This window comes from Flavobacterium ajazii, assembly GCF_010614725.1.
Lineage (GTDB): Bacteria > Bacteroidota > Bacteroidia > Flavobacteriales > Flavobacteriaceae > Flavobacterium > Flavobacterium ajazii.
The window spans coordinates 250427-266978 of the sequence record NZ_JAAEHL010000004.1; the positions used below are offsets into that span (position 1 = coordinate 250427).

The 16552-nt window shown below is 34.4% G+C and carries 13 protein-coding genes and 2 tRNA genes; 4 read left to right on the forward strand and 11 right to left on the reverse strand.

What is annotated here, in order from left to right; translation table 11 throughout:
* Positions 1-61: 61 nt before the first annotated feature.
* The 6 genes from GWR14_RS09000 to nirB form a co-directional block, all read right to left on the reverse strand.
* On the reverse strand, positions 62-1540 hold the full coding sequence (locus GWR14_RS09000) for an MFS transporter (RefSeq protein ID WP_163408702.1): 1479 nt from the start codon (positions 1538-1540) through the stop codon (positions 62-64).
* Between the two features lie 96 nt (positions 1541-1636).
* A complete protein-coding gene (locus GWR14_RS09005) occupies positions 1637-2296 on the reverse strand; it encodes a response regulator transcription factor (RefSeq protein ID WP_163408703.1) in 660 nt (219 codons plus the stop codon).
* A gap of 212 nt (positions 2297-2508) precedes the next feature.
* Complete coding sequence (locus GWR14_RS09010) at positions 2509-4329, reverse strand: PAS domain-containing sensor histidine kinase (protein ID WP_163408704.1); 1821 nt, start codon at positions 4327-4329, stop codon at positions 2509-2511.
* Between the two features lie 67 nt (positions 4330-4396).
* The gene (locus GWR14_RS09015; RefSeq protein ID WP_163408705.1) at positions 4397-4981 is read right to left on the reverse strand and encodes a DUF4202 domain-containing protein; all 585 of its coding nucleotides are present in this window, start codon (positions 4979-4981) and stop codon (positions 4397-4399) included.
* 33 nt (positions 4982-5014) lie between these two features.
* The gene (gene nirD, locus GWR14_RS09020; RefSeq protein ID WP_163408706.1) at positions 5015-5392 is read right to left on the reverse strand and encodes a nitrite reductase small subunit NirD; all 378 of its coding nucleotides are present in this window, start codon (positions 5390-5392) and stop codon (positions 5015-5017) included.
* 254 nt (positions 5393-5646) lie between these two features.
* Complete coding sequence (nirB, locus tag GWR14_RS09025) at positions 5647-8157, reverse strand: nitrite reductase large subunit NirB (RefSeq protein WP_163408707.1); 2511 nt, start codon at positions 8155-8157, stop codon at positions 5647-5649.
* Positions 8158-8424: 267 nt separating this feature from the next.
* On the opposite strand from nirB, the gene GWR14_RS09030 reads away from it, so the two are divergent.
* Positions 8425-9213, forward strand: coding sequence for an META domain-containing protein (locus tag GWR14_RS09030; protein ID WP_163408708.1), 789 nt, complete (start codon positions 8425-8427; stop codon positions 9211-9213).
* A gap of 60 nt (positions 9214-9273) precedes the next feature.
* Here the strand turns inward: GWR14_RS09030 and GWR14_RS09035 are convergent, their stop codons facing one another.
* A complete protein-coding gene (locus GWR14_RS09035; RefSeq protein ID WP_163408709.1) occupies positions 9274-10407 on the reverse strand; it encodes a DegT/DnrJ/EryC1/StrS family aminotransferase in 1134 nt (377 codons plus the stop codon).
* A gap of 135 nt (positions 10408-10542) precedes the next feature.
* On the opposite strand from GWR14_RS09035, the gene GWR14_RS09040 reads away from it, so the two are divergent.
* Both GWR14_RS09040 and GWR14_RS09045 read left to right on the forward strand, forming a co-directional pair.
* Positions 10543-11775, forward strand: a complete 1233-nt coding sequence (locus tag GWR14_RS09040; protein ID WP_163408710.1) for a 3-deoxy-D-manno-octulosonic acid transferase — start codon at positions 10543-10545, stop codon at positions 11773-11775.
* A 351-nt stretch (positions 11776-12126) separates the two neighbouring features.
* On the forward strand, positions 12127-12354 hold the full coding sequence (locus GWR14_RS09045) for a PG1828 family lipoprotein (RefSeq protein WP_163408711.1): 228 nt from the start codon (positions 12127-12129) through the stop codon (positions 12352-12354).
* 99 nt (positions 12355-12453) lie between these two features.
* Here the strand turns inward: GWR14_RS09045 and GWR14_RS09050 are convergent, their stop codons facing one another.
* The 4 genes from GWR14_RS09050 to mutS all read right to left on the reverse strand — a co-directional run bounded on the left by GWR14_RS09050 (position 12454) and on the right by mutS (position 15898).
* Positions 12454-12828 carry a DUF1508 domain-containing protein gene (locus tag GWR14_RS09050; RefSeq protein ID WP_163408712.1) on the reverse strand — a complete coding sequence of 125 codons (375 nt, stop codon included), beginning with the start codon at positions 12826-12828 and terminating at the stop codon, positions 12454-12456.
* Positions 12829-12955: 127 nt separating this feature from the next.
* Positions 12956-13041, reverse strand: a tRNA-Leu gene (locus GWR14_RS09055).
* Positions 13042-13053: 12 nt separating this feature from the next.
* A tRNA-Gly gene (locus GWR14_RS09060) sits at positions 13054-13129 on the reverse strand.
* Between the two features lie 162 nt (positions 13130-13291).
* Positions 13292-15898, reverse strand: a complete 2607-nt coding sequence (gene mutS / locus GWR14_RS09065; RefSeq protein ID WP_163408713.1) for a DNA mismatch repair protein MutS — start codon at positions 15896-15898, stop codon at positions 13292-13294.
* Between the two features lie 161 nt (positions 15899-16059).
* Here mutS and GWR14_RS09070 point away from each other — a divergent pair, with 161 nt between their 5' ends.
* Entirely contained in the window at positions 16060-16491 is a 432-nt protein-coding gene (locus GWR14_RS09070; RefSeq protein ID WP_163408714.1) for a DUF1573 domain-containing protein, read from the forward strand.
* The last annotated feature ends 61 nt before the right edge of the window (positions 16492-16552 follow it).

The window sequence follows — 16552 nt, forward strand, 5'->3', positions numbered from 1 at the left end:
AGTTTGGCTATAGCCTAATTCAAATAACTAAATAAACTATGAATTAAAAAAATATAAAAAACTATTGTCTATCGATAACACGGGCTAATACCGGCTGTTTTTCGTTCATAATTTTAGTAATCGTATAATGCATCCAGATCAGACAGATAACAGAAAAAACTAAAATAAATATCCATGAACTGGACCAGATTCCGGTAGCTGTTAACAGGTAACCAAAGATAATTGGTCCAAAGAAACCGCCTAAACCACCAATCATACCAACCATTCCGCCTACAACACCAACTTCGGCAGGGAAATATTCCGGAATGTGTTTGTAAACAGCGGCTTTTCCGATTCCCCATGCAATTCCAATAAGAATCACAAGAACTAAGAAAACCCACATATTGGCATCAAATTTTATTACAGTAATTCCTTTTGCAAGCAATTCTTTTTTCTTTACAGGCTGGTTTTGCTCTACCACAACCTGCTGCCATGATGTACTTGTTGGGAAAATAGCATTTTCAGCAGTGTTTTCTTTTCTTTGTGCGATGGTAAAATCGGTTTCTCCAATTTTAACATTCTGATCTGTAACTGAAGTAATTGTTCCTTTTTTAGTAGCTAAAACCCCAGGTCCTGTAGTTGTAATTTCCATTTTTGGAACCATTAACAAAGCACTTAAAGCAACTGAAGAACTCAACACCCAGTACATTACTTTTCTGGCGCCATATTTATCTGATAAGTATCCTCCAAAAGCTCTGATTACACCTGACGGTAAACTGAACATCGTTGCAAATAAACCTCCCATTACTAGGCTTGTCTGATATACGTTCATGAAATTTGGCAACAACCATTGAGAATAGGCCACAAAACATCCGAAAACTAAAAAGTAGTATGTCCCAAAACGCCATACACGAGCTGACCTTAAAGAGCCTAACATTTGTGAAACTGATCTGGTATTGTTTTCTACTTTTTTGTTATCTGTAAATATTAAAAAAGCAACACCTATTATTACTAATGCTACTGCATAAATAACAGGAAGGATTTTCCAGCCATTTTGTGGATCTTCTATAGAAAAATGATTTAATAATGAAGGAGCCAAAAAGGTAGTAATTGCAGCACCGGCATTTCCCATTCCGAAGATTCCTAATGCACGCCCCTGCCATTCTTTTGGATACCATATCGAAGTAAACCCAATTCCAACGGCAAAACCTGTCCCTACCAATCCGAAAAAGAAACTTAATATGGCGAACATTGCAAAACTATCTGCAAAAGGCAATAAAAATAACGGAATGGAACAAAGTAATAGTAATAATGAAAATACGTATTTACCGCCAAATTTATCCGTAAGGATACCTATTGGCAAACGCATCACAGAACCGGTTAAAATAGGAATACCCAACAACCAGCCTACCTGAACAACACTCCAGTTAAAAATACCGTTGTCTACTAAAAAGGTTACTAAAACGCCATTTAAGGTCCAGCATGCAAAACATACTGTGAAAGCCAGTGTGTTTAAAAATAAAATCTTGTGAGATTGCGATAGTGAATTCGTATTTTTCATTGTACTTATATTTCTCAACAAAAATAAGTACTATAACGTAGTTAAAAACTGCGAAAACGCAGTTTTTTAAAAATATTTACGTAAATATACGTAGTTTTATAATAAAGAGTACTCTGCAGCCTTATTGGAAAGTTCCATTAAGTTTTTTACTTTAAGTTTTTTCATCAAATTAAAACGATGAACTTCTGCTGTACGTTTACTTATTTCCAAAGCCTCAGCAATTTCTTTATTCCCTTTTCCTGATAACAAAAGGGCCAGAATTTCTTTTTCTCTTTTGGTAATCATCATTTCCTCGCCTAAACTTTGTTTTGGTTCGGCAGAAAGAGACGAACTTGTCAACTGACCAATCAAAATAGAAGAAATATCACCGCTAAAGTATTTTCCACCATTGGAAACGCTATGCAAAGCTTTCAAAAATTCATCTTTGCTTGAACCTTTTAGTAAATAACCATCGGCTCCTGCTTTTATAGATTTCAATACATATTCTTCCGATTCGTGCATCGAAAGCATGATAATTTTTACATTATTATTTTCACTTCTAAGTTTTTCTACTACCTCGATACCTGTAAAATTAGGCATACGGATATCTATTATAAGTAAATCGGGATTCTTGGCAGCAACAACTTCAAGTGCATCTGCACCATCTACTGCCTCCCCAACAACCTCTATATTTGCTTCATTTTCAAGTAGAGATTTTATCCCGTCTCTTACAAAAACATGGTCATCTGCCAATACTACACGAATATTATCACTCATATTTTACTTAATTTTGATTCTAAAATTTTACGTATATTCATCTATAGAAACGGCTAAGATACGTAATTTTTAAATTAGAAAATTTATCAATTAGAAAATTAGATAATTTGGTTATTAAATCTGGATAATAGCTCAATATCTAAGTCAAAAAACATCAAAGTCAGAACTTGCAGCAATTATCTAATTAGCATATTTACTAATTGACAAATTGCTTAATTCTCTAATTTAGAAATCGGAATATTAAAAGTAATTCTCGTTCCCTCACCCGGAATTGAGTTGATGAATGAACGGCCATTGATATACTGGATTCTTTCTTTCATAAACAGCAGTCCCATTCCGGATTCGCTGTTGCGTTTTTTCTCGACCGCAGCCTTGTCAAAACCTTTTCCGTTATCGTCGACAATAACACTCAAAAGAGTTTCACTATGTGAAAGCTGTACAATAATATGAGTCGACTCGGCATATTTTATCGCATTGTTGATTGCCTCTTGAGTGAGACGATAAATATTTATCTCTATCAGAGAATCTAAACGCTGGCCAAAATCAGTTTTATTATAAAACAGGATTTCTTTTCCTGTAAGTTTTGAAAGCTCCTGGGTCAGTTTTGATAATGACGAAACTATCCCATGATCACTTAATTCCGGCGGCATCAGGTTAAAAGTTGCAGTTCTGACACCTTTTATGATATCAAGAGAGAGTTTTTTCAGGTATTCTATTTTCTGAGCCGATTTTTCTTTGTCATCCAGATTAATACTCTCCAGACTAAATTTTAATCCGGTTAACATCTGCCCTATTCCATCATGAATTTCTTTGGCAATTCTATTTTGTTCGTTCTCCTGGTTTTCAACAATTTTACTCGAAATAATCTTCTGCTGATTGATTTTTTCCGTACTGTTTTCAATATTCAGGCGTTCCACTTCCTGTTGCGCTTTTTTACGCTCCGTAATATTAAAACAAACAATTAAAAGTTCGAGCTCGTCTTTTTTAATCATTACCGGAACCATTGACAAATCTAACCAGATTGTCTGGTCTTCGCGGTTAAGTATTTTTATTTCACCCTGCCAGCCACTTCTTTGTTTCTCAAAAATAATGCGGTCAATATTGCGCTGTTCTTTTTCATCAACAGTTAAGATCTTCGAAAAAGTTTTATTTGATGAAAATTTAGTGTAATTTAAAAGTTTTGCAAATTTTTCACCTACGTGAATGATAGAGCCGTCCGGGGCAATACGGCAATAAAGGAGCGTATTTTCCATCGCATAATTCAGTGATTTCAATTCTTTTACCGAATTTTCCTTGATCTCACTGATGACTTCAGTATCGTAGGCCAATTTTAAAGCTTTCTTTTGTGAAGACAAAAGTTTTGCAATAAGCTTTTCAATCTTTTTATTGGTTGGTTTAAAAATAAAAAAGAACTCCAGAATCAGCACCAATAATGTAAAACCGAAAATCCAGTATTCCGTTTTTCTCTGTTCAGTTACTTTTTCATGTGCTTCAATATCGTACTGGCTAACAATTTCATTCATTTTCGAAAGAAAAACACTTTCGTTTTTAAGAATTACTGATACCAGTTTTGGATTCACCTCCGGATTATTTTTTTGCTCTAAATTTAATAGAAACAATTCTGTAGTTTCCACAACAGCATCAAAATTAGGTTTTATCTCAAGATACAATTCATTCAGCCGCTCACTCTTCTCTTTTGGAAAGGAGAGGCTATCACTCCCATTTTCTAAGGCATCCTGATTAATTTTCCAAAGTGACAATAAACTCCTGAGATGGGCTATTTCTTTTTTTTGGGAAGTATCCGAAACAAAGTTTAAAATTAAAACTTCTTTCGTAATTCTTTGACTCAGCATTCTTTGCTTTCCTGAAATGTTAATGATTTTAGAATCGCTGAGCTGTTGTTTTAAATTGTACTGAATTAAAAGCTGACTTAAAATGACCGTTATAGCAATAGTCCAAAGTGCAAAAAAATACAAACGACGTAAATTTTTGAATGTAATTTTCTCTGAAACTTCCAGATTGCTTTTTTTCATTCGAAGATAATATTTGTTTTTATCAGAAAATGGAATTCGCTTTCGCTCATTTCATAAAAAAATCAGATTACAATCCCAAAGATGCTTTTATCAAATTTAAATTTTCTTCGGAGTAGTTGATTTTCAAGGCTTCCTGATGTCCTTTTTCAGACATTTTATCCCATGTTTTTTTGATGATATTTTTTAGTTTTTCATCATCATGTTTTTCTACAAAAGGTTCTAAATAATAATCTAAGAATACCAGACAAATTACATCTTCAAGCAATTGGGTTTCGGCATCTTTTTTAAGGAGTTTTTTTTCAATTAAAAAGGAAACACGGTCAATAAAAGTTTGCTCATACCCTGCTCTTTCCAGAATTTCAGCAGTCGTTTTGGCATGAAATTTTTTCAGATCTTCTCTCCATCTTAAGTATCCTACACGATCCATTGGGTAAGATTCGCGAGCTACTTTCCATCGACAGATATGCTGTGCTTTTGAGGCAATCTGAACCTCTTCTGAAGCTTCAGGACAAAACTGCATCAATTTCAAATACATCCTGTTCGAGTACAATAACTCTTTTGGATATTCTTTATTTTGATCAATCTCTATGTTTGGATCCTGCGAATTTTCAGCATCAATCCATTCGCTTGCTTTTTGAAAAGGTGTACTCATTTTTTTGAAAATATATTTTCAAATATACGCAGATTAATCTAAAAAGCCAACGAACACTTCCTCTTCAACAATTTTGACCGGATATGTTGCAATTTTTAAATCGTCGCCATTCAGGTTAGAACCATCAACTAATGAAAACGTTTTTTTGTGCAGCGGGCAGGCAATTTTAGGAACATCATCTGCAGAGCCTGTCATTCCTCTTGATAACACCATCTCCATTTTGTGTGGACAGGCATTTTGACAAGCATACCATTCGTTACGGCGTGTAAAGTTAAAAACCGCAATTTGTTTGTTTTTATATTTGATGCAACCTCCACGGTTAGTTAGAAAATCACTCACATTACCGGCTTTGAACCATATTTTGACATCATTTAGATGTACAGTTTCGTATTGGTTTAAAATTTCTTCCATTTTGGCTGTATTTTATAGTCTGTATTCTTATCCCTCTTTTTACAATCAAGAGAGTTTGATGGCGCAGTAAAAAAGAGGGTAAGAGGACAGCAATCGTTAATTCTATTTATTTAAACTTTTTGAATACATAGGAACATAGACTTTAATTATCGGAAAAGAAACTCCAAAAGAAACTCGTTTCTCACACATAGCTATTTGTATGATAGCAACTTTTTGAGTTTATAAAATCTATGTTGCTATGTATCCATATTAAATTATGACCAAGCTTTTGGCATTTTTTGATCTCTCATCGGAACGAAAGTCACATTATCATCTTTTTCATCAGAGTTCACAAAATGACTAAAACGTTTTAATAACCTTGGATTCTCAATAGCCTGTTTCCATTCACATTCAAATGTATTCACCAAAGTCTGCATTTCAGCTTCTAAAGTTTCACAAATCCCTAAGCTATCTTCTATAATTACTTCTTTTAAGTAATCCAAACCACCTTCCAGTTTTTCAAGCCAGGTTGATGTTCTAATCAGTGGACCAGCCGTTCTGATATAATACATTAAAAAGCGGTCCATGTATTTAATAACAGTTTCTTTATCAATTTGCTCAGCCAGCAAAACCGCATGTTTAGGATTAGCTCCACCATTTCCACAGATGTATAAATTCCAGCCGCCTTCAACAGCAATTAAACCAAAATCTTTTCCACGAGCCTCAGCACATTCACGGATACAAGCTGAAACACCACCTTTTAATTTATGGGGAGAACGAATTCCTTTGTATCTGTTTTCAAGTTCGATTGCAAATCCGGCACTGTCATCCATTCCGTAACGGCACCATGCATTTCCAACACAGCTTTTTACAGCTCTAAGAGATTTTCCGTAAGCATGACCGCTTTCAAAACCATTATCGATTAATACTTTCCAGATTTTAGGAAGATCATCTAAATGTGCTCCAAATAAGTCAACACGCTGTGCTCCTGTTATTTTAGTATATAAATCAAATTGTTTAGCCACTTCTCCAATTACTATTAGTTTTTCGGCAGTAATCTCACCACCGGCAACCCTTGGCACCACAGAATAAGTTCCGTTTCTTTGAATGTTTGCTAAAAATCTGTCGTTTGTATCCTGAGTTGTAACGTGTTTATTAGCCGTATCGTTGTAAATACTGGAGAAAATCGAAGCAATTACAGGCTTACAAACCTCACAGCCATCACCTTTTCCGTGATGATCGATTACATCATAAAAATTATTGTATTTATTAATTTTAACCAAATCAAACAACTCCTGACGGGTATAGTTAAAGTGTTCGCAGATAACATCTTTTACTTCTTTACCCATAGATTTCTGAGCTGCTTTTACCAGGTCTGAAACCATTGGCTTACATCCTCCACAACCTGAAGTCGCTTTGGTAAGTTTTACAACATCTGAAAGACTTGAACAGGTTTCATCAAGAATAGAACAGCAGATTGCTCCTTTTGTTACATTTTCACAAGAACAGATTACAGCAGTATCCGGCAAATCCATTACACCTACAGCAGAACTTTCAGAACCGTCTCTTGAACCTAAAATCAGGTCTTCAGGATTTTTAGGCAAAGCCATTCCGTTAATGTAAATCTGAAAAAGTGAATTATAATCACTTGAATCTCCTACTAAGATTCCGCCTAATAAGGTTTTAGAATCTTTAGTAACATTAATTCTTTTATAGATTCCGGATAATTTATTTTCATAAATAATAGCGGTTACCTCATCATTTTCAATAAAAGGATCACCAAAACTCGCAACTTCAACACCAATCAACTTCAATTGTGTCGACATATCGATGGTTTCTCTCATGGTTTTAGAACCATTTAAGATTTGCTCTGCAGCAACGTCGGCCATTTCATAACCAGGAGCTACAAGACCATAAATATTTTGATTATAAAGTGCCACCTCTCCGATAGCATAAATAGAAGGATCTGATGTTTGCATTTGATTGTTTACCACAATCCCGCCGCGTAAACCAACTTCAAGTCCCGAAACTCTGGCCAGTTCATCACGCGGTTTAATTCCGGCAGATATAACCAACATGTCAACTTTTAACAATTCATCATCAGCAAACATCATTCCCGTTATACACTCTTTCCCATCGATATATTGTGTTGCTTTATTAAGATGAATTCCAATATTTAATTCTTCAATTTTTGACTGCAACATATCGCTCGCCCCTTTATCTAACTGTCTTGGCATCAAACGAGGTGCAAACTCAACAACATGCGGGTTCAGTCCTAAATCACGAACCGCTTTTGCTGCTTCAAGTCCCAACAAACCTCCACCTAAAACAGCAGCTTCTGTAGCTCCTTTTTGTTTTATTTTTTTAGCATACGCCATAATTGCATCAAGATCCTCAATGGTTCTATATACAAAAACACCTTCTTTTTCTACTCCGTCAATCGGAGGAACGAAGGCAGCAGATCCCGTTGCAAGAACTAAGTAATCGTACGTATGTTTTTTATCTAAATGAGTATGTATTGTTTTTTCTTCTCTGTTAATATCAGTAATTAATTCAGAAGTATTTAAAGTAATATTATTTTCTAAGTACCATTCACTGGTAGACAATGATAAATCATCAGCTGTTTTCCCTCCAAAGTATTCACTTAGGTGAACGCGATCATAAGCACGTCTTGGCTCTTCACCAAATACGGTAATCTGATACTTTTCCTGTCCTGATTTTGCGATAAACTTTTCGCAAAATTTGTACCCAACCATGCCGTTTCCAACTACTATTACTCTAATCATGATTTCTTTAATTAAGTATTACTACGCAAATATACGTATTAATACTTATTAAAAATACTTATTACGTATTTTTTTCATTAATTAGAATTTTTCTAAATACGTATTTTATCGTATTCCCAGTAAGTACAGGTAATTTCAGCTTTAGCCATTTTTCAGAGACTCAGTTTTCTGCACTATTTTTCTTAAATTTGAGTAACAAATCATTACTTATTTATCCGGTTTTTACATTTAACGACGCTTCAAACTTTAAATTTTAAAAAAACTCACATGAAAAAGTACCTCATTTTAATCCTCATAATCTCTTTTGCATATAATTGTAAAACCATCAGATCTAAAAACTTCAACACAAAAGAGATAAACAACACCACTTCCGAAAACACATCCGATGAAGATATTACTATTTATTTTAAAGCCACAGGAAATGAACCATTCTGGGAATTAAAAATCAGTCCCGAACAAATTATCTTTACATCACTGACAAAAGGAAAAGAACCCCTTGTATTCTCATCCGTCAAACCCACAAGGGCAATGGACGCTAATATCAAAACATACAAAGTAAAGAACACAACAGCTAGTCTGACGATTTCTATTCAACAATTAGACTGTCAGGATTCTATGTCCGGAATCATTTCACCTTATAAAGTTTCTGTTGAAATTAAAAACAATTCCGATGGCTCTTTAAAAAAAGTAGAAGGCTGCGGAAAGTACATTACTGATTACCGTCTACATGATATTTGGGTTTTAGAAGAATTAAACGGATACAAAGTTTTTACAACCGATTTTCAAAAAGAATTACCCCGAATTGAGATTCATACTACCGAAAACAAGTTCATGGGATTTGGAGGCTGCAATTCAATTAACGGGAGTTTATTTTTTGAAAACGATCTGCTACGGTTCAATAACATCATTTCAACTCTAATGGCATGCCCTGAAAACAATAAGGAGAATAAGTTTGTAAAAGCACTTCAAAGCACCACTACTTACTCCATAAAAAATAACCGACTTACACTGTCCAATCCTTCAGAAAAACTTTTGGTTTTTAAGAAAGTAGATTAAAAAATAAAACCCAAATCATCTAAAGCTGATTTGGGTTTTTGCCTATTTTTAAAGTTAAAATTATTTAGCCAGAAATTCTAAAACCGAATCGGTAATAAATTTAATTTGTTCATCATCAAGCTCTGTATGCATTGGCAATGCGATTACTTCTTTTACCAACTGGTTCGTTATCGGAAACTGTTCTTCTTTATAACGTGAATCCGCATAAGCTTTCTGAGAATGCAACGGAATCGGATAATAAATCGCACATGGAATTCCTTTACCCAGTAAATACTGCATCAATGCATTTCGGTCAGCATTTAAAATTCTTAACACATATTGATGAAAAACGTGGTCATTTTCGTTTACATCAAATTCCGGCGTAATGATCTTTTCATTTCCAGCAAAAGCAGCATTATATTTGGTTGCCGCTAAACGACGCGCCGCATTGTATTCATTCAAAAGAGGCAATTTTGCATTTAGAACCCCCGCCTGAATACTATCCAAACGCGAATTCACCCCCACAACATCATGATGATAACGCTCATACATTCCGTGATTTACAATTCCACGGATGATATGTGCTAATTTATCATCGTTTGTAAAAATTGCACCTCCGTCTCCATAACAGCCTAAGTTTTTAGACGGAAAAAATGATGTTGCCGCAACGTGACCAATTACTCCAACTTTACTTTTTGTTCCCGATTTCGAAATATAATCAGCACCAATAGCCTGTGCGTTATCTTCAATTACGTATAAATTATGTTCTGCCGCAATTTCCATAATTGCATCCATATTGGCAGCACGTCCAAATAAATGCACCGGAACAATTGCTTTGGTTTTTGGCGTAATGGCTTTTTTTACAGCATCAATATCAATATTCATATTATGCAAATCAACATCTACCAAAACCGGTGTCAGCTGCAATAAAGCAATAACTTCTACAGTAGCAGCAAAAGTAAAATCAGCCGTAATAACCTCATCTCCGGGCTTTAAATCAAGTCCCATCATAGCAATCTGCAAAGCATCGGTTCCATTTGCACAAGGGATTACATGCTTTACACCCAAATAATCTTCAAGATTTTTCTGAAACTGATGAACCAGCGGGCCGTTTATATAAGTATTTGTATCTAAAACTTCCTGAATAGAAGCATCAACAGTAGACTTTATTTTTTCGTATTGACTCTTTAAGTCAACCATTTGAATTTTTTTCATTTATCTTTCTTATTTAAATCTGAAGATTTGCCTTTACAGGAAAATCTTTAAAACGAGAAGCAAAAATAGTTATTTAATACCTTCAAACAATGAAAATAATCGAAAGAAACGTAATTTAGCCCCAAAAATAAACAGATGCTTTTTCTATACAATTTACTCGTTATAATTGCTGGTTTTTTCCTCAAAATAGCCGCACTTTTTAGTCAAAAGATGAAACTTTTTGTAAACGGACGAAAAAATGTTTTTGACATTTTGAAAGAAAAAATAAAACCCGAAGACAAAACAATCTGGTTCCACTCGGCTTCACTTGGCGAATACGAACAAGGTTTGCCGGTAATTGAAAAAATCAAAGAAAAATATCCGGCTCATAAAATCATTGTCACTTTCTTCTCTCCTTCAGGCTATGAAGTACGTAAAAACAATAACATCGCCGATGTTACTATTTACCTTCCTCTTGACACCAAAAAAAATGCTAAACAATTTTTAAAATTAGCTCATCCCGAATTGGTCTTTTTTATCAAATACGAATTTTGGCTTAATTATTTAGAAGAGTTAAAAAAGCAAAAAACACCTGTTTATTTAATTTCAGGGATTTTTAGGGACAATCAGATGTTTTTTAAATGGTACGGGGGATTTTACAGAAAAGCATTAAAAACTTTCACTTATTTTTTTGTTCAGAATGAAGATTCTAAACAAAAAATCGAGTCTATAGGATTTCACAATGTAATTGTTTCCGGCGACACTCGTTTTGATCGTGTAAATACTATTTTAGAAAGAGACAATTCACTCGAATTTATTGAAACTTTCAAAAACAATCAACCGCTGATAGTCATTGGAAGTTCCTGGCCAAAAGATGAAGTTTTATTAACAGAATACATCAACCAGGCTAATCCTTCCGTAAAATTTATTATTGCCCCACACAATATAAAGCCAGAGCAAATTGAAAGCCTGAAAAATGCTATTACAAAAAAAACGGTTTTATTTTCTGAAAAAGAAAACAAAGCTTTAGCAGATTATACCGTTTTTATTATTGACACAGTTGGATTGCTTACCAAAATTTACAGCTACGGAACTATTGCGTACGTGGGAGGCGGATTTGGAAATCCAGGCATTCATAATATTTTGGAGCCTGCTACTTTTGGAATTCCAATTGTAATTGGCCCTAATTATTCAAAATTCGCTGAAGCCATTGAATTAGTAAAACTTAAAGGATGCATTGTTATTTCTAACAGCGAGAAACTAAAACAATCCTTTGATCACTTACTTTCAGACGAAAGTTTCCTCAAAGAAAAAGGAGAAATTTGCAGGTTATATATCCAAAACAACAAAGGAGCAACCAATACAATCATAAAATCCATTTCACAGTAATCTCAAAACTGACGTTTTTTAGGGATTTACAACTTCATTTTTCTAAAAAACAATAAAAAAGCAAGCGAAAAAGATTTTTCCTGATACAAAATAATCAATCAAAAAACAAAACAAACCACAAACAAACCAATCAAAACAGTTAAATGCTTTTTGAATATTCAACAAAACTCAAAATTTGCAAAAAATACAATAATACGTTTCTTTTCAGCTGTTTTGGCACATTAATTGATAAATAGAAACATCGAGTGACGAAGGAAAATATTTTAAAAAAAAAATAAAAAAATATTTTACATATTAAAAAATTTATATCTTTGCCTCGAATTAATAATTAACCTTTTATAATAAAGTAAGATGAAAAAAGTATTTTTAAGTTTAGCTGTTGTTGCTGTTTTAACTGTTGTATCTTGTAAAAAAGCTGACGCTGCAGCTACTGAAGGAGCTGTAGATTCTACTGCTGCCGTTGTTGATTCTGCTGCTGCAACTGTTGATTCTGCTGCTGCAACTGTTGATTCTGCTGCTGCAACTGTAGATACTGCTGCTGCAAAAGTTGAAGAAGCTGCTAAAGAAGTAAAAAAATAATTAGAACCCGGTTCTAAAAATTTTAAAACCATCTATAGAGATGGTTTTTTTTATTCTTAAAACACACAAAAAAAGCGTCTGCTATTGCAAACGCTTTTTTTATTCCATTTCACCCTCAACCACCACCTCATCTTCAAAAATTAGTTCATTTGAAGAAAAATCCAAAATCTCCGATTTAGAAGAATAAGTCACAATTTCTTTTATCCCTTTTTGCAGAAGCAATTCCGTACTATATTTACGACTTGTTGCAAAATGCACATCACCCAACATCAATTTAAAAAAATATTTCCCTCCAGAGCCTTTAAATTTCAAAAACTTAGCAAGTTCAATATTCGCCTTAAATTTCTCAATATCCTCTTCACATTCAAACCTCAACTCATAACTTAAACTGGTAAAAATAACTTTTCCCTTTCGAGAAGTAAAAGTAAACTTGTATTCATCATTAAATCGCCTGCTAATTACAAAAGCCCCCATTTATAAATTTTAGATTGTTGATTATCGATTGTTGATTACCCAAATAAATTTACCACATAAATCTACTCACCACAAACCTATAACTTATTTCATAAAAAAAAGCCTCTTCAAAAAGAAGAGGCTTTTGTACTCAGAGCGGGACTTGAACCCGCACGAACATTGCTGTTCACTGGATTTTAAGTCCAGCGTGTCTACCAATTTCACCATCCGAGCATTGTATGGTCTTGGAGCGAAAAACGGGGCTCGAACCCGCGACCTCGACCTTGGCAAGGTCGCGCTCTACCAACTGAGCTATTTTCGCATTTCAAATTCTATTTAAGAACCGCAACACCTTATTTGTTTCATATTGCGAGTGCAAATTTAGGACATTTATTCAATTAAACAAGAGTTTTTTCAAAAAAAAATCCACTTATTTCATAACGCTCTGATAACCTAAAGTTTAAATTTGAAAATTTTAAAGATTTTATTTTTTAACCAGCATCCTTTTAATCTCATTCAGTTTCATCAGGGCTTCTACCGGTGTAATTGCATTAATATCGAGGTTTAAAATCTCTTCTTTTATCTCTTCCAGCAAGGGATCATCCAAATTAAAAAAACTCATCTGCATTTCTTCATTTGCCGATTTTATTCCGTTCAAAGCATCACTCGAATGATTTTTTTCTAATTTCTTTAAAAGCTTTTGTGCTTTCGAAATAACCAACTGAGGCATTCCGGCCATTTTTGCAACATGAATTCCAAAACTATGCGCACTTCCACCTTTAACCAGTTTTCGCACGAATAAAACAGTATCTTTCAATTCTTTTACAGCAACATTAAAATTCTGAATCCTTGGCATCGATTCTGTCATTTCATTCAGCTCATGATAATGCGTTGCAAAAAGTGTTTTTGCCCTTCCTGGATGCTCGTGTATAAATTCAGCAATCGCCCAGGCAATCGAGATTCCGTCATACGTACTTGTTCCTCTTCCAATCTCGTCCAACAGTACCAAACTTCTGTCTGAAATATTATTCAAAATCGAAGCTGTTTCATTCATTTCGACCATAAACGTAGATTCACCCATCGAAATATTATCTGAAGCCCCTACTCTGGTAAAAATCTTATCTACAATTCCCATTCTAACGCTATCAGCAGGGACAAAACTTCCCATTTGAGCCAAAAGTACAATTAATGCCGTTTGCCTCAAAATTGCCGACTTACCCGACATATTAGGACCGGTAATCATAATAATTTGCTGTATCTCTCTGTCTAAGAAAACATCATTGGCAATATAAGGGGTCCCAACAGGCAATTGTTTTTCAATTACAGGGTGCCTTCCATTTTTGATATCTAATTCAAATGTATCATCAATTTCAGGACACACATATTGATTTTCAACAGCCATTTGTGTAAACGAACATAAACAATCCAGCTGCGCAATTAAATAAGCATTCATCTGAACAGGCTTGATATAAGTAGAAATCCAAGCCACTAATTGCTCAAAAAGATCTGTTTCAATTTTATAAATTCTCTCTTCAGCACCTAAAATTTTAGTCTCATATTCTTTTAATTCTTCCGTAATATAACGTTCGGCATTAACCAAAGTCTGTTTACGAATCCATTCTTCAGGCACTTTATCTTTATGCGTATTTCGAACTTCGATATAATATCCGAAAACATTATTGAAAGAAATTTTCAAAGAAGAAATTCCCGTTCTCTCCGACTCCCTTCTTTCAATTCCTTCTAAAAACTCTTTTCCGGAAGTTGAAATAGCACGCAATTCATCTAATTCTTCGCTGATTCCGCTTGCAATTGCGTTTCCTTTTGAAATGGCAACCGGCGCATCCTGATTTAAAGTAGTTTTAATTTTTTCGCGAAGCAAATCACAAGCATGCAAACTGTCTCCAATTACTTTTACAGCTTCCTGCGGACTTTCAAGCGCCAATGTTTTGATAGGAATAATAGCATCTAAAGATTCTTTCAAATAAACAATTTCACGAGGCGAAACTTTGCCCGCTGCTATTTTAGAAATCAAACGTTCTAAATCTGAAATCTGTTTGATCTGATATTGAATGTTATGCAGAATTTCAGGATTTGATTTCAGATAAGACACAACTTGATGGCGCCCTTTTATTTTATTAGCATCTTTTAAAGGCAATGCAAGCCAACGCTTTAACAGACGTCCTCCCATCGGAGAAAGTGTCTTATCAATAACATCTAAAAGTGTAACTGCATTCGGGTTATAGCTGTGGTACAACTCTAAATTTCGGATAGTAAAACGATCCATCCAGACATAAGCATCTTCTGCAATACGCTGAATCGCTGTAATATGCTGAATTCTATTATGCTGTGTCTCTGACAAATAATACAGAATAGCTCCTGAAGCAATGATTCCCTCCTTTAACTCTTCTACACCAAATCCTTTTAAGGAATTTGTCTGAAAATGTTTCGTCAGGGTTTCTAAGGCATAATCTTCTTTGTAAATCCAGTCTTCCAGATAAAAACTGTGAAAATCATCCCCAAAAGCATCCTTAAAATTACTTTTATTGTTTTTTGGTACCAGAACTTCACTTGGATTAAAATTCTGCAATAATTTATCAATGTATTCTGCATTTCCCTGAGCAGTTAAAAATTCTCCTGTTGAAACATCCAGAAAAGAAATTCCGATATTTTTATTAGCAAAATAAACTGAAGCTAAAAAATTATTCGTTTTTGACTGCAAAACCTCATCGTTCAAAGAAACCCCAGGAGTTACAAGCTCAGTTACACCTCTTTTTACTATTGTTTTGGTCATTTTTGGATCTTCAAGCTGGTCACAGATTGCTACCCTGAGTCCGGCTTTAACCAATTTTGGCAGATAGGTGTTAACAGAATGATGTGGAAAACCCGCCAAAGCTGTTTCGGTATCAGAACCTGCACCTCTTTTGGTTAATGTAATCCCAAGGATTTTAGAAGCTCTAATGGCGTCTTCTCCAAAGGTTTCGTAAAAATCTCCTACTCTGAAAAGCAGACATGCATCAGGATATTTAGCCTTGATTTCGTTGTACTGCTTCATTAAAGGTGTTTCCTTCACCACTTTCTCTTTAGCTGCCAAATTATTATATTTTAAAATGAAAAATTAAGACAGCGAATTTATGATATTTTGAAGGAATATCTCAGTTATCAAAAATTAAAATATTTTAAGAAATTTTTAAGTGCAGATATGAGAATTTTACATAGATTTGTTTCATAATTAAAACAAAGACACTTATAAAGATGAAAAAAATAATTTTATTCGCTATGTTAGCTGTAGCTGGTATTACAGCTTCTAACGCTCAAAGTACTAAAAAAGCTGCTGCACCAAAAGTTGCTAAAGTTCAGGGAGCAGGAATGGTTTTTGAAAGTGAAACAATCGACTACGGAACTATCGCTCACAATGCTGATGGTAACCGTCAGTTTGTTTTTGTAAACAACGGAACAAAACCATTAATCATTACTAACACACAAGGATCTTGCGGATGTACTGTTCCAACTACACCAAAAGAGCCAATTGCTCCTGGAGCTAAAGGTGTTATCGGTGTAAAATATGCTACTGACAGAGTTGGTGCATTTACAAAAACGGTAACTGTTACTTCAAATGCTGAAGGACAACCAACAAAAATTCTAACTATTAAAGGTACTGTTTTACCAGATCCGGCAAAAAGCTAATCTGAAAACATAAAAATAATCGAAAAAGCTTCCTTATCTTTGGAAGCTTTTTTTATGACCT